16 protein-coding genes and 1 tRNA gene are annotated in these 19,498 nt (G+C 44.5%); 10 read left to right on the plus strand and 7 right to left on the minus strand.

Annotated elements, in window-relative coordinates; all coding sequences use genetic code 11:
• Window positions 1–6: 6 nt before the first annotated feature.
• A complete protein-coding gene (gene typA / locus ACEYKX_RS09155; RefSeq protein WP_373767703.1) occupies window positions 7–1,854 on the plus strand; it encodes a translational GTPase TypA in 1,848 nt (615 codons plus the stop codon).
• Between the two features lie 45 nt (window positions 1,855–1,899).
• Window positions 1,900–2,163: a GrxA family glutaredoxin gene (locus tag ACEYKX_RS09160; protein ID WP_373767704.1), complete on the plus strand. Its 264-nt coding sequence runs from the start codon at window positions 1,900–1,902 to the stop codon at window positions 2,161–2,163.
• A 112-nt stretch (window positions 2,164–2,275) separates the two neighbouring features.
• Here the strand turns inward: ACEYKX_RS09160 and ACEYKX_RS09165 are convergent.
• Window positions 2,276–2,352, minus strand: a tRNA-Asp gene (locus ACEYKX_RS09165).
• Between the two features lie 101 nt (window positions 2,353–2,453).
• Window positions 2,454–3,224, minus strand: a complete 771-nt coding sequence (gene dnaQ / locus ACEYKX_RS09170) for a DNA polymerase III subunit epsilon (protein ID WP_373767705.1) — start codon at window positions 3,222–3,224, stop codon at window positions 2,454–2,456.
• A gap of 228 nt (window positions 3,225–3,452) precedes the next feature.
• On the opposite strand from dnaQ, the gene ACEYKX_RS09175 reads away from it, so the two are divergent.
• Together ACEYKX_RS09175 and recR are read left to right on the plus strand one after the other, a co-directional pair.
• On the plus strand, window positions 3,453–3,782 hold the full coding sequence (locus tag ACEYKX_RS09175; RefSeq protein ID WP_373767706.1) for a YbaB/EbfC family nucleoid-associated protein: 330 nt from the start codon (window positions 3,453–3,455) through the stop codon (window positions 3,780–3,782).
• A gap of 86 nt (window positions 3,783–3,868) precedes the next feature.
• Complete coding sequence (gene recR / locus ACEYKX_RS09180) at window positions 3,869–4,474, plus strand: recombination mediator RecR (RefSeq protein WP_373767707.1); 606 nt, start codon at window positions 3,869–3,871, stop codon at window positions 4,472–4,474.
• A gap of 73 nt (window positions 4,475–4,547) precedes the next feature.
• On the opposite strand, the gene ACEYKX_RS09185 is transcribed toward recR, so the two are convergent.
• The 3 genes from ACEYKX_RS09185 to ACEYKX_RS09195 all read right to left on the minus strand — a co-directional run bounded on the left by ACEYKX_RS09185 (window position 4,548) and on the right by ACEYKX_RS09195 (window position 5,990).
• On the minus strand, window positions 4,548–4,901 hold the full coding sequence (locus ACEYKX_RS09185; RefSeq protein ID WP_373767708.1) for a hypothetical protein: 354 nt from the start codon (window positions 4,899–4,901) through the stop codon (window positions 4,548–4,550).
• A 142-nt stretch (window positions 4,902–5,043) separates the two neighbouring features.
• A complete protein-coding gene (locus ACEYKX_RS09190) occupies window positions 5,044–5,208 on the minus strand; it encodes a hypothetical protein (protein WP_373767709.1) in 165 nt (54 codons plus the stop codon).
• Between the two features lie 227 nt (window positions 5,209–5,435).
• Window positions 5,436–5,990, minus strand: coding sequence for a TetR/AcrR family transcriptional regulator (locus ACEYKX_RS09195; RefSeq protein ID WP_373767710.1), 555 nt, complete (start codon window positions 5,988–5,990; stop codon window positions 5,436–5,438).
• A 184-nt stretch (window positions 5,991–6,174) separates the two neighbouring features.
• Between ACEYKX_RS09195 and ACEYKX_RS09200 the strand changes: the two genes are divergently transcribed.
• From ACEYKX_RS09200 to ACEYKX_RS09215, 4 genes are read left to right on the plus strand one after another with little or no spacing between them, the layout of a single operon-like run.
• Entirely contained in the window at window positions 6,175–7,233 is a 1,059-nt protein-coding gene (locus tag ACEYKX_RS09200) for an HlyD family secretion protein (RefSeq protein ID WP_373767711.1), read from the plus strand.
• A gap of 15 nt (window positions 7,234–7,248) precedes the next feature.
• Window positions 7,249–9,969: a ribosome-associated ATPase/putative transporter RbbA gene (gene rbbA / locus ACEYKX_RS09205; RefSeq protein ID WP_373767712.1), complete on the plus strand. Its 2,721-nt coding sequence runs from the start codon at window positions 7,249–7,251 to the stop codon at window positions 9,967–9,969.
• 1 nt (window position 9,970) lies between these two features.
• Window positions 9,971–11,092 carry an ABC transporter permease gene (locus ACEYKX_RS09210; protein WP_373767713.1) on the plus strand — a complete coding sequence of 374 codons (1,122 nt, stop codon included), beginning with the start codon at window positions 9,971–9,973 and terminating at the stop codon, window positions 11,090–11,092.
• Between the two features lie 13 nt (window positions 11,093–11,105).
• On the plus strand, window positions 11,106–12,500 hold the full coding sequence (locus ACEYKX_RS09215; RefSeq protein WP_373767714.1) for an efflux transporter outer membrane subunit: 1,395 nt from the start codon (window positions 11,106–11,108) through the stop codon (window positions 12,498–12,500).
• 86 nt (window positions 12,501–12,586) lie between these two features.
• Here ACEYKX_RS09215 and alr read toward each other — a convergent pair whose 3' ends face one another.
• Window positions 12,587–13,717 (minus strand): alanine racemase, encoded by a 1,131-nt coding sequence (alr, locus tag ACEYKX_RS09220; protein WP_373767715.1) that lies wholly within the window; start codon window positions 13,715–13,717, stop codon window positions 12,587–12,589.
• A 137-nt stretch (window positions 13,718–13,854) separates the two neighbouring features.
• Here alr and ACEYKX_RS09225 point away from each other — a divergent pair, with 137 nt between their 5' ends.
• Window positions 13,855–14,769: an SPFH domain-containing protein gene (locus tag ACEYKX_RS09225; protein WP_373767716.1), complete on the plus strand. Its 915-nt coding sequence runs from the start codon at window positions 13,855–13,857 to the stop codon at window positions 14,767–14,769.
• 51 nt (window positions 14,770–14,820) lie between these two features.
• The gene (locus ACEYKX_RS09230) at window positions 14,821–15,261 is read left to right on the plus strand and encodes an NfeD family protein (protein WP_373767913.1); all 441 of its coding nucleotides are present in this window, start codon (window positions 14,821–14,823) and stop codon (window positions 15,259–15,261) included.
• A gap of 165 nt (window positions 15,262–15,426) precedes the next feature.
• Here the strand turns inward: ACEYKX_RS09230 and hrpA are convergent, their stop codons facing one another.
• Window positions 15,427–19,395, minus strand: a complete 3,969-nt coding sequence (gene hrpA, locus ACEYKX_RS09235) for an ATP-dependent RNA helicase HrpA (RefSeq protein WP_373767717.1) — start codon at window positions 19,393–19,395, stop codon at window positions 15,427–15,429.
• Window positions 19,396–19,498 lie beyond the last annotated feature (103 nt).

A 19,498-nucleotide genomic window follows, 5' to 3' on the forward strand; every position in this document is an offset into this window, starting at 1 on the left:
ATTTCAATGCAACAATTAGATACTCAAAAACTGCGTAATATCGCAATCATTGCCCACGTTGACCACGGCAAAACCACGCTGGTTGATAAATTATTAAAACTGTCAGGTACATTAGACACTTCTCGTGGTGATGTAGATGAGCGTGTAATGGACTCAAACGACCTTGAGAAAGAACGTGGCATTACCATTCTTGCGAAAAATACCGCAATTAACTGGAACGGCTATCGTATCAATATCGTCGATACCCCGGGACACGCAGACTTCGGTGGTGAAGTTGAGCGTGTACTTTCCATGGTGGACTCGGTATTACTGGTGGTAGACGCCTTTGATGGTCCAATGCCGCAAACCCGTTTCGTAACGCAAAAAGCCTTTGCTCACGGTTTAAAACCAATCGTGGTTATCAACAAAGTTGACCGCCCAGGTGCTCGTCCTGACTGGGTTGTGGATCAAGTTTTCGATTTATTCGTGAACTTGGGAGCAACCGATGAACAGTTAGACTTCCCGATTATTTATGCTTCTGCATTAAATGGTGTCGCAGGTTTAGATCACGAAGATCTTGCTCCGAATATGGATCCATTATTTGAAGCGATTGTAGAGCAAGTTTCTCCGCCGGATGTTGAACTTGACGCACCGTTCCAAATGCAAATTTCGCAGTTGGATTACAGCAAATATCTCGGCGTTATCGGTATCGGTCGTATCAAACGTGGTACGGTTAAACCGAACCAACCGGTTACGGTGGTGGACTCAGAAGGTAAAACCCGTAATGGTCGCGTAGGTCAAGTGTTAGGTCACTTAGGCTTACAACGTTATGAAGCAACAGAGGCCTATGCCGGCGACATCATTGCAATTACTGGTTTAGGCGAATTAAACATTTCAGATACCTTATGTGACATCAACAATGTTGAAGCGCTTCCAGCCTTATCGGTTGATGAGCCGACAGTAACAATGTTCTTCTGTGTAAACACATCACCATTCTGCGGTCAAGAAGGGAAATTCGTCACTTCACGCCAAATTCTAGAGCGTTTGAAGAAAGAGTTAGTGCATAACGTCGCATTACGCGTAGAAGAAACCGATGACTCTGATGTTTTCAGCGTATCGGGTCGTGGTGAATTGCACTTGTCTGTATTAATCGAAAATATGCGTCGTGAAGGCTATGAATTAGCGGTATCTCGTCCAAAAGTGATTTTCAAAGAGATTGATGGTCGCAAACAAGAGCCATTTGAGCAAGTGACTATTGATATTGAAGAACAACACCAAGGGGCTGTGATGGAAGCACTTGGTATCCGTAAAGGCGAAGTGCGTGATATGATCCCAGACGGTAAAGGTCGTACTCGTTTAGAATACATCATTCCAAGCCGTGGCTTAATCGGCTTCCGTAACGAATTTATGACGATGACATCAGGTACAGGCTTACTTTACTCAAGTTTCAGCCACTATGACGATGTCAAAGCAGGTGAAATCGGTCAGCGTATTAACGGCGTGTTAATTTCAAACGGTACAGGTAAAGCTCTGGCTTACTCGCTCTATGCACTACAAGATCGTGGTAAACTAATGATCGATCACGGTGCAGAAATTTATGAAGGGCAAGTAATCGGTATCCATAGCCGTTCAAATGACTTAACCGTAAACCCACTTGAAGGGAAAAAGCTCACCAATATGCGTGCGTCAGGTAAAGATGATGCTTTAACCTTAACAACGCCGGTTAAATTCAGCTTGGAACAAGCGTTAGAATTTATTGATGATGACGAGTTAGTGGAAGTCACACCAAAATCTGTGCGTATTCGTAAAAAATTACTCACTGAAGTAGAACGTAAACGTGCAAGTCGTACTACGACAAGTACCAGTACGAAGTAATGAGAAGTAGGGGCAACAATGCCCCTAATTTATAGGAGATTAAAAATGTTTGTAGAAATTTACGGCAGACTAAGTTGCCCTTATTGCGTTCGAGCAAAACAGCTTGCAGAAAAAATGAAAGCAGAATTACCTGATTTCGATTTTAAATTTATCGATATGATCGCTGAAGGTATCGAAAAACAAGATTTAGAACCGCGTGTGGGTAAACCCGTTGCGACTGTGCCACAAATCTTTTTAGATGAGGTTCACGTTGGCGGTTATTCGGATTTTGCACCGTTGGTGAAAGAAAAATTCGGTATTGCACTTTAAGTGTTGAAAAGGCGTGTAAAACGCCTTTTTACAGAAAAGAAAAAACCTCTGATTTCTCAGAGGTTTTTTCCTTTAACATACTAAGGAGGTATATTATGAATCTAAAATAAGTTGGCGGAATGGACGGGACTCGAACCCGCGACCCCCTGCGTGACAGGCAGGTATTCTAACCAGCTGAACTACCACTCCGCAGCGAACGGGGCGTATATTAATGATTTCGTTTTTAACCGTCAAATACTTTTTGTAAAAAACGGATTGTTTGCTTTTTTACTGTACAAGCTGCGCATTTTTTAGTTTATTACAATCGAATCGCCTTGTTCCGCTTTTATCCACAGGCAATTACCTTTCGATTTCTTATCAATCAATTCAAGGTATTTCTGATGTGCTTCACGTTCTTCTTCCGTCGGCATGAGCACAATCAAACCGGATGTATCCACCGTTACACGACGTTCAAGCGTTTCTGTGTGAACCGAGTGATGCGTTTCCTGTTCTTCTTCCGAAAGCAAGGCGATTTGCCCGCCGGTCATCATTAAGAATACATCGGCAAGGATCTCCGCATCCAGCAATGCGCCGTGAAGAACCCGTTTACTGTTATCGATATGCAGGCGATCGCATAACGCATCCAAGCTGTTACGCTTACCCGGATACATTTTACGGGCAAGTTGCAAACTGTCTGTTACGCTGCACATTTCTGCGACTTTCGGCGGCGGGTTCGGTAAAAATGAAAATTCATGGTCGATAAAACCGACGTCAAAGGGGGCATTATGAATAATTAATTCGGCACCTTTGATAAATGCAATAAATTCATCGGCGATGTCGGCAAAAGTCGGTTTGTCGGCAAGCATTTCATTTGTGATACCGTGAACGGCAATAGCTTCGGCATCAACTTCACGCGGTGGTTTAATATAAACGTGGTAAGTTCGCCCCGTCAGACGGCGGTTAATCACTTCAACGGCACCGATTTCAATAATATTGTGTCCGATATGCGGCGCACCGTTAAAATTCATTCCGGTCGTTTCCGTATCGAGTACGATTTGACGTAATATCTGTTGTTCGCTCATTATTGTTCTCAAATTGATCCGCGCATTTAAAAATGCACTGAAAAACGTAGTTTGGTGAAATTTTCTCATTTAATTGTATCTTCTCTTTAACATAATAGCGACGGATTATTTTGATTCGGAAAAGCGAATTAAATTTGCCGAATCTAACCGCTTGCGCCGAGGCATTTGGTTCAGTAGAATGCAGGCGTTTTTTATTTGATTATTTTAAAAATTAAAGAGAGGTCCTCAATGTTTGGAAAAGGTGGTTTAGGCGGCTTAATGAAGCAAGCCCAGCAAATGCAAGAGCGTATGCAAAAAATGCAGGAAGAAATTGCACAGTTGGAAGTATCGGGGGAATCCGGCGCCGGGTTGGTCAAAATAACGATTAACGGTGCTCACAATTGCCGTCGTATTGAAATCGATCCGTCTCTGATGGAAGAAGATAAAGAAATGCTGGAAGATTTAATTGCGGCGGCATTTAATGATGCGATTCGTCGTGCGGATGAAATGCAAAAAGAAAAAATGGCAGCCGTCACAGCAGGCATGCAATTGCCGGCAGGTATGAAACTGCCGCTTTAACGTAAATTTATTGCAAGAGTTTATCGTTTTCCGTAGGGGCAAATCATGATTTGCCCCTATCCCTTTTTAGTCAGTGGCAATTCAATATGCAAAGCAGCCCTTTACTTGAAAATTTAATGGAAGCCTTACGCGTGTTACCGGGCGTTGGTCCGAAATCTGCGCAACGTATGGCATATCATCTTCTGCAACGCAACCGCTCGGGTGGAATCGCGTTAGCCAAGGCGCTCAATGAGGCAATGACCCACATCGGGCATTGCAAGTCTTGCCGCACGTTTACGGAAGAAGAGGAGTGCGCCATTTGCCAAAATCCACGCCGTCAGGCGAGCGGACAACTTTGTGTGGTTGAAATGCCGTCGGATATTCAGGCAATCGAACAAACCGGGCAATTTTCGGGGCGTTATTTTGTGTTGATGGGGCATTTATCGCCTTTAGACGGAATCGGTCCGCGGGAAATCGGCTTGGATTTGCTGCAAAAACGGTTGGAAGAGGAATCGTTTCATGAGGTAATTTTGGCGACGAATCCGACTATTGAAGGGGATGCGACGGCAAATTATATTGCGGAAATGTGCCTGGTGCATCACATTAAAGTGACCCGCATAGCTCACGGTATTCCGGTCGGCGGCGAACTTGAAACGGTAGACGGTACAACGCTTTCCCACTCGTTTGCCGGAAGACGGGACGTACTCATATAATGAAAAAGGATACGGATTTATGCCGTATCCCTATATCTCTATAGAATCGCCTCATCGTATTGCACATAATCATCTAGAAAAGATTACTGACTAAAAATCCCATCAGAAACCCGGCAACCAAGGTAAAAACGCAGGCGGAAATAAAGGCTCGCTTTGCGGTTTTGATAAAGAATACGGGGCATGACATTGCGGGGAACAATGCGGCGATAAACGAGCCCACCATCCAAAACAGATAAATCAGCCAAAGGGCGCCGCCACCTTTGGGATCGTCAATCGAATGAATGTATAAGGCGAAATAAACGAATAAACCGAATGCGGTGAACGCAGCGCCGGAAACCGCCGCGGCGCTAACGGCAGTATAGGGTATCCATGCCAATATAAACGGGATGACAAACCACAGCGAATTCGTGAGGGCGAAGAAGACCATTGTTCGGTCGTCTCGGAGTATAAATAGGCACTGATATATGAGTAGGCTATCATGATCAGCGTAGCGAGGATTACGACAGTTACAGCAAAACGTTTTTCAGTCATCTTTTGTCCTTAATGCCACAAGTAAAAAACGGTGTATTTTAATCATACATGCCGTCAGGTATGGAGCAGCCTTCGGGCATCACAATTTTACAATTGGTTGCACCATCAGCTTCACATTGTTTAATTGCTATTTGCCCACCGCAGTTATGTGCATAAGCATTCAGACCGGCAGCCCCTAATAATATAGCCAGAAACTTTTTCATTCGTTTTTTTCCTTTATTTGCTTGATGTTATCGATAGCAATGTAAAAACGACCGTATTCTAATCGGCAAGCGGAAAAAGTCAAAACTTAAAATGACACGCCGGCAATGACAATCAGGTGAGCTTTTTAACGATATGATTTGCCGTATTCGACCTTGAAACAAGCGGTCGGATGTTGACCACATTTTGCAATTTGCAAATTTTTCGGAAGATCTCACCGCTTGTCGGATTATAAAATTGCCCGTTCAAATAACATTTTTAAATTTTCAATGAGATGCAACGGGTTGAGCGCTTTATTATGCTCAAAACTGAAAGTCATCGACGCAATGGCAAAGGACGCATATAAATGCCCTTGATATTCCAAATCGATTAATTCGTTATCATCAACTTCTTTCGATAAGACTTCAATGTATCGCTGCCGAATGATTTTATACATATCTTGTTTAAGGTGAATTTTAGGCGTTTCGATTTTCCAAAGCAGTTGGATTTTTTCGCGGTTTTTGAGAATGAGCGGTGCCGCTTTTTCGGCAAATACTAAAGACGTTTCATGAAAACGTTGCTCTAACAAAGGCAAAAAAACCGTTTGTTTAAATTCCTCAACAAGCTGCCGAGCTAACGTATCTTTATTCGCATAGTGTTTATAGAACGTGGTGCGGTTAATCTGTGCAACGTCCAAAATATCTTGAATCGTAATCTCTTGATAATCTTTTTCTTCCAATAAGCTGAAAAACGCCTGATGAATACTTTTCGCGGTTTTAATGACTCGAATATCGTCTTTATTCATTTCATTTGCCTTCTTTTCTATTTGTTGTCTTTTTATCTGCATCCTTTTTGAACAGGATAAACAACAAAATATCGTTTTTTATCGAGATAAGCAACATTTTATTGTTTTTTGATGATTGAGCCGGATTCACGATTTTCCTACACTGCTTTTTATTTAGACGATATTGAGGAATTAAGGAGATAAGATGAAAAAAGTATGGATTGCACTCTTGGTAATTGCCATTGTTAGTGGCGGTATCTATTGGAAACAGACGCAAAGCCGCTCGAACTTACCGGACGGGATTAGTGGTGTAAATGGGCGTTTGACGGTGGATCGTGTTGATGTGGCAACACTTTATGCGGGGCGAGTGGAAGAAATGTTGGTCAAAGAAGGCGAAGATGTAGAGAAAAATCAAGCGCTGGCTCGTCTTTCTTCCAGTCAAATTGAGAGCCAAGTAAATGCGACTTCGGCACAAATTGAAGCGATGCAGGCACAAGTCGAACAAGCGAAAGCCCAAAAGCAACGTGCGTTGGAAACCGTCAGCCGTGCGAGTGCTGAAATTAATGCCCAACAGCAACAGTTAAGCGTGGCGAAATTGGAATTGGATAACGCTAAAAAGCTACGCCGTGATAATTTGATTTCTGCCAGCGAATTAGAACGCCGCCAAGCCAATTATAAAGTGGCACAATCGGCGATTGAGACGGCAAAAGCCGCTCGAGCCGAAGCACAAGCGACCGTGAGCCAAGCGGAGGCGACCATTTCTCAAGCACAAGCGATGGTCGGCAAAGCCAAAGCTGATGCGCAAAATGCCCAATCTCAACATGAAGATATGCTTATTCGTTCGCCGTTAAGCGGACGTGTGGAATATCAGCTTGCCGATGTGGGGAATGTGCTTGGTGTCGGCGGTAAAGTGGTCAGCATTTTGGATTTAGATGACGTGTATATCAACGTATTCTTACCGTCTTATCAAGCCAATCAAGTGAAAATCGGTGATGAAGCCCGAGTCATTGTTGATGGCGTGGATGCGGTTTTCCCTGCCAAGGTAAGCTATATCTCTTCACAAGCTCAATTTACGCCGAAATCGGTCGAAACTGCCGAAGAACGTACCAAAATGATGTTTAAAATCAAGCTACAAATTCCCGAAGAGATCGTAAAACAAAATCCGGCATTCTTTAAAGGCGGTATGACCGCAATGGGATATGTGAAATACGATGCAAGTATCGACTGGTCGGAAGCCCTCAACGTTAAATTGCCATCAGAATAATAATGTGGAAATGCTATGAATTTCGCTATTTCAATCCAACATCTTTCTCATCAATACGGCAAAACACAGGCGCTGAAAGAGGTATCGCTACAAATTCCTCAAGGCGTGACCGTGGGGTTAATCGGGCCTGATGGCGTGGGAAAATCAACCTTGCTTTCGCTGATTTCAGGGGTAAAAATCTTACAACAGGGCGATATTTCGGTGTTCGGCTTAAACATTGCCGACAGCAAAGCTCGCGATCAGCTCTCCCATAAAATTGCTTTTATGCCGCAAGGATTGGGGAAAAACCTCTATCCGACACTCTCTATTTATGAAAATATTGAGTTCCACGCCCGTCTTTACAGCTTACCGAAAGCCTACCGCCAAGCTCGGATCGAACGGTTATTGCAAGCGACTGGCTTGCTACCCTTTGCCGACAGACCAGCCGGAAAATTATCGGGCGGAATGAAGCAGAAACTGAGTTTATGTTGTGCGTTGGTGCACAGCCCCGATTTGCTGATTTTAGACGAACCGACCACCGGTGTAGATCCGCTTTCCCGCCGCCAATTTTGGGAATTGGTGGAGAGTTTACGCCAAGAAAGCCCGACAATGACCGTGATTGTTGCCACCGCTTACATTGATGAAGCTGAAGGATTTGAACATTTGATTGCGATGGACGACGGCAGAATTATTGCCGATAAGTCGACCCGCCAAGTGATGCAAGAAACGAACAGTGAGACTTTAGAGCAAGCTTATATCAAATTGTTACCGCCCGAAAAACGAGGAGCGGAGAACGGCTTGGTTATTCCGCCTTTTGTCCCAAACCCGAACGAACCACCGGCAATACAAGCGGTCGGTTTAACCAAAAAATTTGCGAATTTTGTGTCGGTGGATAATGTGAGCTTCACCATTCCAAGAGGCGAGATTTTTGGCTTTTTAGGCTCGAACGGTTGTGGTAAATCTACCACAATGAAAATGCTAACCGGCTTATTGGAGCCAACGGAAGGTTCGGCAACTTTGCTTGGGCAGCCGATTGATGCCGGCGATATCAATACCCGTAAAAAAGTGGGCTATATGTCGCAAGCCTTTTCACTCTATGAAGAACTTACTGTACGGGAAAATTTACTCTTACACGCCAAATTGTATCAAATCGAACCTTCGCAGTGGGAGCAGTACATTCAACGCTCACTTGAACAATTTCATCTAGTTGAATTTGCCGAGCAAACGCCGGCTTCGTTGCCGTTGGGCATTCGCCAACGGTTACAACTGGCTGCCGCCTGTTTACATCAGCCGGAAGTGTTAATTTTGGACGAACCGACGTCGGGGGTTGATCCTGCCGCACGGGATATGTTTTGGGAATATCTCATTAAACTGTCTCGGGAAGATAAGATCACGATTTTCGTCACCACCCATTTTATGAATGAAGCGGCTCGTTGCGATCGTATTTCTTTTATGCACCGTGGCAAAGTATTAGGCGTTGGTACATCGGAGGAGTTACGGATCGGAAAAAACGCCGCCACGCTGGAAGAAGCCTTTATTCGTTACTTGGAAGAACAAGCGGACGAGATTACCCAACCCCAGTTGCAAAAAAATGCGCAAAACGAACCGCTTGCCAGCCATTCACAAGCGGTCGGATTGTTTGCTTGGTTTGCCATGGTTTGGACTTTCGCTTTGCGTGAGAGCAAAGAGTTGCTACGGGATAATATCCGCCTGTTGTTTGCGATTGGCGGCCCCGCCATTATGTTGTTAGCGATGGCATCGAGTATTTCGTTTGATATTAACCCGCTGAAATTTACGGTATTGGATCATGACAACAGCTCGGAAAGCCGCCGATTGATCGAGTATTTTCGTGGCTCACCTTATTTTATTGAACAGCCTGAAATTTATTCCACGGCGGAGATTGATCGGGTGCTAAAAAGCGCCGAAGTCAAGTTGGTGCTGGAAATTCCGGCGGAGTTCGGGCGTTCGATCTTAAAAGGTCAAATGACGCCAATCGGGATTTTTATTGACGGGGCGTTTCCGTCCACGGCGGAAAATTTGAAATCGTCGGCAAACGGTGTGCTTGCTCAATATGTACGGGAGAATTTTCCTGCTACAGCAAATTCAACGACATCATCGCTGATTGAACCTCGTTTTATGTATAACCAGGATTTTAAGAGTATTTTTGCGATTACTCCGGGTGTGATTATGTTAGCGATGATGATGGTACCTTCGATGATGACTGCATTGGGGATCGTTCGGGAGAAAGAGATCGGTTCGATTATGAATTTATACGGTTCGCCTGCAAGTAAATTGCAATTCTTATTAGGCAAGCAATTACCCTATATCGTTTTAGCGTTTTTAAGTTATTTGGTGCTGATTTTTATCGCCGTCGTCATCTTTGGTGTACCGATAAAAGGATCGGTTTGGGCAATGTTTTTAGGCGCGTTATTGGTTGTTACCGCTTCAACAGGCTTTGGTTTAGTGGTATCAAGCTTTGTGAAATCGCAGGTTGCGGCACTTTTTGCCACCGCTATTTTAATTATGGTGCCAACGATGAATTTCTCAGGAATGATGTACCCGACAGCAACATTACCAACGCCGACCTACGTTATCGCTCATATTTTCCCAGGTGCCTGGTTTCAGCTAATTAGTTTAGGCGGATTTACCAAAGGGCTGGGCTTTTATGATTTCGTTGCCAGCTACGGTGCTTTAATTATCATCTATTCGGTCTATTTAATCTTGGCATCCTTATCATTGAAAAAACAGGAGAAATAAGATGCGTTGGTTAAAGAATGTGATGTACTTATCGAAAAAAGAGTTTGCGAGTTTGTTTTCGGATCTGACGTTGATTGCTTTGATTTTATATATGTTCAGTGTGGCACTTTATACCATCGCCAATATGCCGACGACGGAGCTGAAAAATGCAGTAGTCGCAGTGGTGGATAACGATCGTTCAACCTTGTCTTATCGCTTAAGAGACAGCTTGATTGAGCCAAATTTCAAAAAAGTACAGGAAATCTCGGCAAACGAAGTGGATCGGGCAATGGATACCGGTGCTTATACCTTTGTGTTGGAAATTCCGCCGAATTTCGAACGGGATATGTTGAAAGGCTTATCGCCGAAAATTCAGCTGTTGATTGATGCTACGGCAATGACCCAAGCCGGTGTAGGGAGTCACTATATTGCGCAAATTTTTAATCAAGAAGTGGCGCAATATTTAGGATTAAATTCAGTTTCGTTAGATAACCTTGCGACAATCAACGTGCTGTACAATCCAAACCATTCAAGCAAATGGTTGATGGGCACAATGCAAATTGTCGGGAACTTAAATTTACTTGTATTGCTGTTGGTTGGCGCGGCTGTTATTCGGGAACGTGAGCGGGGAACCATTGAACATTTATTGGTGATGCCCGTGACTTCAAGTGAAATTGCCGTGGCTAAAATTGTCGCTAACGGTTTGGTGCTATTAACGGTAGCAATGCTTTCCTTGATCTTTATGGTTCGAGGTGTGTTGGGTGTGCCCATTGCATTAAGTTCCTTACCGCTCTTTGCCCTAGGTGCCATAGCGTTTTTATTTTCGATTTCGTCATTGGGCATTTTATTGGCAATTATCGCACCAACAATGCCACAGTTCGGTTTGCTCTGTATCCCGACGTATGTCGTGATGTATCTGCTTTCCGGTGCTAACTCACCGATTGAAAATATGCCAGAACTTGCCCAACAGCTCACGCAATTTTCCCCGACAACCGTATTTGGCGCTTATACGCAAGATGTTCTCTTCAGGGGAGCAAGTTTTGAACTCGTTTGGGATAAATTGCTAAAAATGATCGTGTTAGGTTTCGCTTTTTTAGCTATCGCACTTTCTCAATTTAAGACAATGCTCTCAAGACAGGGATAAAAAAGGACAAACAATGAAAACCGTTAAATTAACAACAATTGCAATTTTCATCGCATTTCTGACCGCTTGTAATGCGACACAAGTCGATACCCAATCTACTGTTACCTTGCCAACACAGTTTGAACAAACGGCACAGGCAACGGGTTCGCAAAACGTACAACAATGGTGGCAACATTGGCAAGATCCTCAATTAAACCGTTTAATTGAACAAGGGCTACAAAATAATTTGGATATTGCCTTAGCCCAAATACGCTTAAAAGAAGCACAGGCAAACAGCCAATATGCGGAAGCAGATATGGGCGTGAATGTCGGTTTAAACGGCTCAATAAGTGGCGGGATCAGTAATATCAATAGCGGTATTATTAACCCGTCTTCCAGCCGAAGTGGCGGCGGATACGGCGGATTTTCCGCCTCGTGGGAGCCGGATATTTTCGGGCAAAAACGCAGTGATGCCGATGCGGCTTACTATGCAGCACTCGGGCAACAAGAACAGCTTTACGGCACGCAATTGTTAGTTGCCAGCCAAATTGCCGATAACTACTTTAAAATCTTTGCCACCGAACAACAAAAGGTGTTGATTTCGCAAAATTTAACCGTGTTAGCCGAGTTGCAACGTTATATTCAAGGGCGTTTTAATGCCGGACAAGCAACCGTTTATGAAGTGAATGAAATTGCGGCACAAATCACCGCACTTCAAGCCAAACAAACGACATTAACCGCACAAGCGGTCAGTTTTGAACGCAATATTGCCATTTTGCTCGGGCAAACGCCGCAGGGTTTTCATCTTGTAAAACAGGGTAATCCGCTGGCTAAAATCCCAAATCCGCCGGCAGGGCAACAACCAAGTGATATCATTAACCGCCGCCCCGATTTACGTGCCAACGCTCAACAAATTCGTGCTTATAGTGCCAAGCTTGCCAGTGCGAAAGCGGATCTTTTACCACGCTTTGATATTCAATTTCTCGGACAAGGCGGGCGAATTGGGCTGAATAATGATCTGTCGCATTTATCCGGTATCGGTAGTTTTATCAGCGCAGGCGTACAGTTGCCGATTTTTACAAATGGGCGGATTGAAGCCAACATTGATGCTGCCGATGCCCGTTTAAAAGGTGCGGTAATTCAATATGATAAAACCTTACTCACAGCGCTTGCAGAAGTGGATAACAGTTACCAAATGCAACAAAGTTTGGCACGCCAAACCGCATTACTGACGAAAACCGTACAACAAGCACAGAAACAGGCGAAAGACAGTCAGCTTTTATTCAAACACGGCGATAAAACACTGGATGTGGCACTACGCGCACAAATTTCCGCTTTGAATTACCAAGAACAGCTCGTGCAATCCAATTTAAACGCAGCACAGAATATGATTCATTTATACAAGGCATTGGGCGGAGGGTGGCAATAGTTCCTTGAATGGAGGACATCACATAGCAAGCGGTACGATGTGGCAAAAATTTTGCAAAATAGTATACAAATCATACCGCTTGCAGGCTAAGCTTCCCTATATTCGGTAATCACTCGCGGGGTGAGTTTGGTGATCAGCTCGTAATTGATCACGCCGATAGCATTGGCGACTTCCTCTATTAACAATTTTTCCCCCCACAGTTCGACTTCATCGCCGACTTTATCTTGGCTGTCGGCGCCGAGATCGACGGTCATCATATCCATCGATACCCGTCCGACAATCGGTACTTTGCGTCCGTTAATAAATACCGGCGTGCCTTCCGGCGCATTGCGGGGGTAGCCGTCGCCATAGCCTATTGCCACCACGCCGATTTTGGTCTCTTTATCACTGACCCAAGCTCCGCCATAACCGACGGGTTCACCTGCTTTGTGCGTACGAACTGCAATGAGAGAGGAAGAAAGCGTCATAACAGGCTTGAAGCCTAAATCGGTAATCGGCTGACTGTGTGGTGAAATGCCGTGCATGATAATGCCGGGGCGAACCCAATCATAATGCGCTTCTTTCCAATAAAGGATGCCGCTTGAGGCTGAAATGCTACGTTCCGCCGAAGGGTAGGGTTTGGTTGCCTGTTCAAAGGTTGCGATCTGTTTTTCGGTATAGCCGCAATCAGGTTCGTCAGCCCGGCTGAAATGGCTGACAAAATTGATTTTTTCGACCAACGGACAGGCGCTCAGGCGTTGGTAAAATTCGGTCACTTGCTCCGGATGGATACCTAATCGGTGCATGCCGGTATCGATTTTCAACCAAACGGTGACCGGGAAGTAAATTTTGGTTTTGCGAGACCAAAACCCTTTTGCTTGTTCGGTTTGCCAAGCTTGGTTGACTTCTTCGAGCAGTTCCAACTGTTCGATACAGTGAATCACGGTATCAAAACGGCGCGACAGGGTTTTGAGCAGCTCTTCTTTATCGAAAAAACCTTCCAATAACACGATGTTGCCTGCGTAACCGCTTTCCTGAATGGCTAACGCTTCTTTGATGCGCGCAACGCCGAATGCGGAAACATGATTTTCAAGGTTACGCCAAACACGATGAATACCTTGTCCGTAAGCATTGGCTTTCACGACGGCACAAATTTTACTGTGAGGGGCAAGGTTTTTAATCAGTTCGATATTATGGCGTAGGGCACTGCCGTTAATGGTGGCGGTTGCTGGTTTCATAAACTTAAAAGAAATTTGGATAAAGGTAAAACGGAATGTGGTCTGATTATACGCCGAAAAACGTAAATTCCCTAGCAATTACGGGGAAAAGGAGTAGTATAAGATCATAACTCATTCAAACGTATGGAGAACTTCTTATGGGCTTCGAACTTCCGATTGCTTCTATCGTATTTGTTTTACTCGTCATTATGATCTTGTTTTCAACCATAAAAACCGTACCGCAGGGGTTTCATTGGACGATTGAACGTTTCGGGCGTTATACCAAAACGTTGACGCCGGGATTGAATATCGTGGTGCCGTTTATTGATCGGGTCGGGCGTAAAATCAACATGATGGAACAAGTATTGGATATTCCGTCGCAAGAAGTGATTTCTAAAGATAATGCGAGCGTGTCAATTGATGCGGTTTGTTTCGTGCAAGTCATTGATGCCCGCCGTGCGGCTTATGAAGTCAATCACTTGGAACAGGCGATTGTCAATTTAACCATGACGAATATGCGTACCGTATTGGGGTCAATGGATTTGGACGATATGCTTTCCCAGCGTGATTTGATTAATGGTCGTTTACTGGCGATTGTGGACGAAGCAACCAATATTTGGGGCGTGAAAGTCACGCGTATTGAAATTCGTGACGTTCGTCCGCCGAAAGAACTTGTGGCGGCAATGAATGCTCAAATGAAAGCGGAACGTAACAAACGTGCCGATATTTTAGAAGCGGAAGGTATCCGTCAAGCGGAAATCTTACGTGCGGAAGGTGAAAAACAATCGCGTATTTTGAAAGCGGAAGGGGAGCGTCAAGAAGCCTTCCTGCAAGCGGAAGCCCGTGAGCGTGCGGCAGAAGCGGAAGCAAAAGCGACGAAAATGGTATCCGAAGCGATTGCTACGGGAGATACGAAAGCGATTAATTACTTTATTGCTCAAAAATACACGGAAGCCATTAAAGAAATCGGTTCGGCGGAAAACAGCAAGGTCGTACTGATGCCGCTAGAGGCCGGTAATTTGATTGGTTCGGTTGCGGGTATTGCAGAACTATTGAAAGGTGAGAAAAAATAACCACTCATTCCTGCAAAACAAAATGAGCGGGTAAAACGGGGGGACACAATGATGGAAGAATGGTACTCAGGTTGGGCAGCATGGCTGATTTTAGGATTCGGTTTATTAATTTTGGAAACCGTTGCCCCGGGAATCTTTATTATGTGGTGGGGATTTGCCGCAATTATTATTGCGGGATTGGTCGCCATATTTCCGGAGATGGGATTTAGCGGACAAATCATTATTTTTGCCGTTCTTGCAATTGTTTTTAGTGTCGCATGGTGGAAATATCAGCATGATAAAGACACTAAAGACGACAAAGTTTCGGCATTAAATTCGCGGGAATATTCTATGCTCGGCGCAAGAGGAACGATCGTTGAAATTTTAGAAAACGGCACGGTTCGCGGTAAATTCGGTGATACAACCTGGCGGGTAAGCGGGGCGGATCTGAAAGTCGGTGATGCGGTTGAAGTCGTCAAAGTCGATGGGATTACCTTGATCGTAAAAAAATAGTCGATTGTTTAGTCGCGATGACATTTCCCAAATAAACAAGCGGTATGATTTTGTGAAAATTTTACAAAATCGTACCGCTTTGTTGTGTCGGGGCAGTACGTTGATTTTCTTTATGATTACGGTGAAATTATCAACAGTCACCTAAAAATCATATGACGGCCGATATTACAATGATTTAATGTCATTCATACTATTCAAAATCCGCTTATCCGAAATCGGATATTTGGTGCCAAGCTGTTGGGCGAACAGGCTGACACGCAACTCTTCAATCATATAACGAATTTCCAAGACTTCATCGGAAATCGGTTTGGATTTCGGCAGTTTTGCCAACAGTTGTTGATAGGCGTTTTGCACCTGTTCCACTCGCAACATTTTAGCTCGGTCGGCATTGCTGTCCACCAGCAACTTATCTAACCGCTTGTCGATAGCGGTGAGATAGCGGTGTAAATCTGCAAGGCGTTTGTAGCCCGTTTTAGTGACAAAATCAGGGTAAATCAAACCGTCGATTTGGGCTTTAATGTCTGACAGGGCAAATGCCATCGTGAAATCCAGCTTACCTTTTAGGCGTTTGTTGATTTCATAGGCAAGAGTGAGATTTTTCTCAACCTGTTTGGCAATCTCGACCGTCGTATCGTTTAAATTCGCCCTAACGTAGTCGTGCAGGGCGTTAAATTTTTCTTCCGACCATACAAAGCCACCAAACTCTTCCATCAACTTATCCACCGCACAGGCGATACAGTCGTCAATCAGTTCTAGCACCTTGCCGAACGGGGCAAAATATAAACCGAGTTTGGCTTTATTCGGCAGTTTTTCGTGCAGATATTTAATCGGCGACGGCACGTTTAGCAATAACAATCGGCGTAAGCCTGCTTGCATTGCTTTGGCTTGCTCAAATTCTGTTTCAAACAGCTTGATCCCAACAGCATCTTTTTCATCGACAATCGCAGGGTAGGCTTTCACGCTAAAATGCTGTTTTTTCTGCTCGTAAAATTGTGGTAAATCGGCAAAATTCCACAAATGTACACCGCTTTGTTCAATGCCGTCATCGGCAATGTTAGACAGGGTATTTTGCACTTTGTCTTTCAAATTGAATTTCAGTTCATCAAGATTTTCACTTTCCACAAGGCTTTTGCCCTTTTCATCAATCACTCGGAAGCTGATCCGCAAATGCGGCGGCAGCTGGCTTAAATCCCATTGTTCAGGCTCAACTAAAACCCCTGTCATTCGGCGAAGTTCATAACTTAGGCTTTCCAACAACGGCTTTTTAAACGGCTCTGCACGAGATAAAAAGGCTTCCGCATAGTTTGGAGCAGGTACAAAACTACGGCGAGTGGCTTTCGGTAGCGATTTAATCAATGCAATGATAAGCTCTTGACGTAACCCCGGAACGTGCCAATCAAAGCCGTGCGTTTCAACTTGGTTTAGCAACGGCAACGGAATATGTACTGTCACCCCGTCCGCTTGTGAGCCGATTTCAAACTGATAGCTTAACTTCAATTTGAGCGAACCTTGATACCAGAAATTTGGGAAGTCCAATTCGCTCACTTTGTTGGCGTTATCATTCATCAAGAACGATTTTTCAAAGTTCAGTAGTTCAGGATCTTTCTGGGACGCTTTTTTCCACCAGCTATCAAAATGTTTGCTGGAAACGACATCTGTGCCGATCCGCTGATCGTAAAATTCAAACAGCACTTGCTCGTCCACCAAAATATCACGGCGGCGAGATTTATGTTCTAGCTCTTCTATCTCTTTGATCAAGCGGTTATTTTCTTTGAAAAATTTGTAATTATTGTGCCATTCGCCTTCCACCAACGCCGAGCGGATAAAAATCTCACGGCTGACAATAGGATCGATTGCCCCATACATCACAGGACGGCTGGCAACAATCGGAATACCGTAGAGCGATACTTTTTCATCGGCAACCACCGCCCCTTTCGATTTCGCCCAACGTGGCTCGCTGTAACTGGATTTGGTTAAATGCTTGGCAAGTGGCTCAACCCATTCAGGCTCAATCCGAGCCACCATTCGCCCCCACAATTTGGTGGTTTCGACCAATTCCGCCGCCATTACCCATTTCGGCTGTTTTTTGAAAAGCACAGAATTAGGGAACAGGTAGAAATGGGCATTTCTCGCCCCTAAATAGTGCATTTTTTCGTTATCTTTCAAGCCGATATGCGACAATAAACCCGATAATAAAGCGGTGTGAATTTGTTGATAATTTGCAGGCTCACTGTTAATCGGCAAGCCCATTTCACGCACCGCAAGGCGAAGCTGATGATAAATATCCTGCCACTCACGCACTCGCAGATAATTGAGATAATCTTTTTGGCAGAGCTTGCGGAACTGATTTTTGGTGAGTTCCTTTTGTTGCTCTTGAATAAAATGCCACAGGTTCACAAAGGCTAAAAAATCGCTCTCTTTATCGGCAAAACGACGATGTTTATCATCTGCCGACTGCTGTTTTTCTTGCGGACGCTCACGGGGATCTTGAATAGACAACGCCGATACGATCATCATCACTTCGTGCAAACTGCCATTCTTCACCGCTTCGATCACCATACGACCCAGACGGGGATCGATAGGGAGTTGGGCGAGTTGTTTGCCTATTTCCGTCAATTTATGTGTAGGGACGCCACGCTTGGCGTCCGTTTTGACATTGTTCAAGGACGCCAAGCGTGGCGTCCCTACAATGGCTTCTAATTCTTCCAAAAGACGAATACCATCTTGAATATGCCGATGATCCGGCGCATCAACAAACGGAAACGAAGCAATATCCGTCAAACCCAACGCCGTCATCTGCAAGATAACCGAAGCGAGATTTGTCCGCAAAATTTCAGGATCAGTAAACTGCGGACGGGCGTTAAAGTCCTCTTCCGAATACAAGCGGATACATATCCCTTCCGAAATACGTCCGCAACGCCCTTTACGCTGGTTGGCGGACGCTTGAGAAATCGGTTCAATCGGTAAACGCTGAACTTTGGTGCGATAGCTATAACGGGAAATACGCGCCGTTCCTGTATCTATCACATACTTGATATTCGGGATAGTCAGCGAGGTTTCCGCCACGTTGGTCGCCAAAATAATGCGGTTCAGGTTGCTTGGATTAAAAATGCGTTGTTGTTCTGCGGCTGATAAACGGGCATATAACGGCAAAATTTCTGTATGGCGAAGTTCCTGCTTCTGTAAGGCTTCGGCGGTATCACGAATTTCTCGCTCACCGTTCATAAAAATCAAAATATCACCCCGACCTTCCGCTTGTAGTTCGTCCACCGCATTGAGAATGCCTTGTAGTTGGTCTTGATCCTCTTCCTCAATAATCGGACGATAACGCACTTCCACAGGATAAGTTCTGCCCGACACTTCGATGATCGGTGCATTGTTGAAATGTTTAGAAAAACGTTCCACATCAATAGTTGCAGATGTGATGATCACCTTCAAATCAGGGCGTTTTGCCAAAATCTGTTTGAGATAACCGAGAATAAAATCGTTGTTGAGCGAGCGTTCGTGGGCTTCGTCAATAATCAACGTATCGTATTGATTGAGATAACGGTCATTTTGGATTTCGGCAAGCAGAATACCGTCCGTCATCAATTTGACGAGCGTGTTATCACTGACTTGATCGTTAAAGCGGACTTTATAACCGATAGTCGAACCGAGTTCCGATTTCAGCTCTTCGGCAATGCGTGTCGCCACCGAGCGAGCCGCAATACGTCTAGGTTGCGTATGCCCGATTAGTCCTTTTACCCCACGCCCAAGCTCCAAACACATTTTCGGCAACTGCGTGGTTTTGCCCGACCCCGTTTCCCCAGCAATTACTACCACTTGATGTTCGGCAATCAGTTTTAAAATCTCTTCACGGCGCGCAGAAACAGGCAGATCAGGGTACTCAATCTTTAGTTGTTCGGCTTGTTGTTTACGCGCGAGATAACGGCTTTTACAAGCGGTCAAATCCGTTTCAATTTCTGCAATAATGGCTTGTTTAGCATTTTCATTTTTGATATTTGAAATGCCGTTAATACGAGAATGCAAACGGCGATAATCTAAATTGGTTATATCTTTTAATTGGGCTAACAACGCCTTTTGAGTATCATCAAGCGGTTGGTTTTTTTTATTGTTTTGCAAATTTTGTTTCATTTTATCGCTGATATTTTATGGTATTTGATAATGCGCAAGATTGTACCATAGAACGAGGATTGGTTCAGGTTTTAGGCTTGCCTATATACGGTATAATCCCTAC

Origin of the sequence: Glaesserella sp. (assembly GCF_041817755.1) — a bacterium.
Lineage (GTDB): Bacteria > Pseudomonadota > Gammaproteobacteria > Enterobacterales > Pasteurellaceae > Glaesserella.

Excerpts from the sequence above, each read along its gene's own strand:
- recR (WP_373767707.1), top strand. The coding sequence starts at position 3,869 with ATGCAAAGCAGCCCTTTACTTGAAAATTTAATGGAAGCCTTACGCGTG.
- ACEYKX_RS09195 (WP_373767710.1), bottom strand. The coding sequence starts at position 5,990 with ATGAATAAAGACGATATTCGAGTCATTAAAACCGCGAAAAGTATTCAT.
- dnaQ (WP_373767705.1), bottom strand. The coding sequence starts at position 3,224 with ATGAGCGAACAACAGATATTACGTCAAATCGTACTCGATACGGAAACG.
- ACEYKX_RS09190 (WP_373767709.1), bottom strand. The coding sequence starts at position 5,208 with ATGAAAAAGTTTCTGGCTATATTATTAGGGGCTGCCGGTCTGAATGCT.
- ACEYKX_RS09160 (WP_373767704.1), top strand. The coding sequence starts at position 1,900 with ATGTTTGTAGAAATTTACGGCAGACTAAGTTGCCCTTATTGCGTTCGA.
- ACEYKX_RS09230 (WP_373767913.1), top strand. The coding sequence starts at position 14,821 with ATGGAAGAATGGTACTCAGGTTGGGCAGCATGGCTGATTTTAGGATTC.
- ACEYKX_RS09175 (WP_373767706.1), top strand. The coding sequence starts at position 3,453 with ATGTTTGGAAAAGGTGGTTTAGGCGGCTTAATGAAGCAAGCCCAGCAA.
- alr (WP_373767715.1), bottom strand. The coding sequence starts at position 13,717 with ATGAAACCAGCAACCGCCACCATTAACGGCAGTGCCCTACGCCATAAT.
- ACEYKX_RS09225 (WP_373767716.1), top strand. The coding sequence starts at position 13,855 with ATGGGCTTCGAACTTCCGATTGCTTCTATCGTATTTGTTTTACTCGTC.
- ACEYKX_RS09200 (WP_373767711.1), top strand. The coding sequence starts at position 6,175 with ATGAAAAAAGTATGGATTGCACTCTTGGTAATTGCCATTGTTAGTGGC.
- ACEYKX_RS09185 (WP_373767708.1), bottom strand. The coding sequence starts at position 4,901 with ATGGTCTTCTTCGCCCTCACGAATTCGCTGTGGTTTGTCATCCCGTTT.
- ACEYKX_RS09215 (WP_373767714.1), top strand. The coding sequence starts at position 11,106 with ATGAAAACCGTTAAATTAACAACAATTGCAATTTTCATCGCATTTCTG.
- rbbA (WP_373767712.1), top strand. The coding sequence starts at position 7,249 with ATGAATTTCGCTATTTCAATCCAACATCTTTCTCATCAATACGGCAAA.
- hrpA (WP_373767717.1), bottom strand. The coding sequence starts at position 19,395 with ATGAAACAAAATTTGCAAAACAATAAAAAAAACCAACCGCTTGATGAT.
- typA (WP_373767703.1), top strand. The coding sequence starts at position 7 with ATGCAACAATTAGATACTCAAAAACTGCGTAATATCGCAATCATTGCC.
- ACEYKX_RS09210 (WP_373767713.1), top strand. The coding sequence starts at position 9,971 with ATGCGTTGGTTAAAGAATGTGATGTACTTATCGAAAAAAGAGTTTGCG.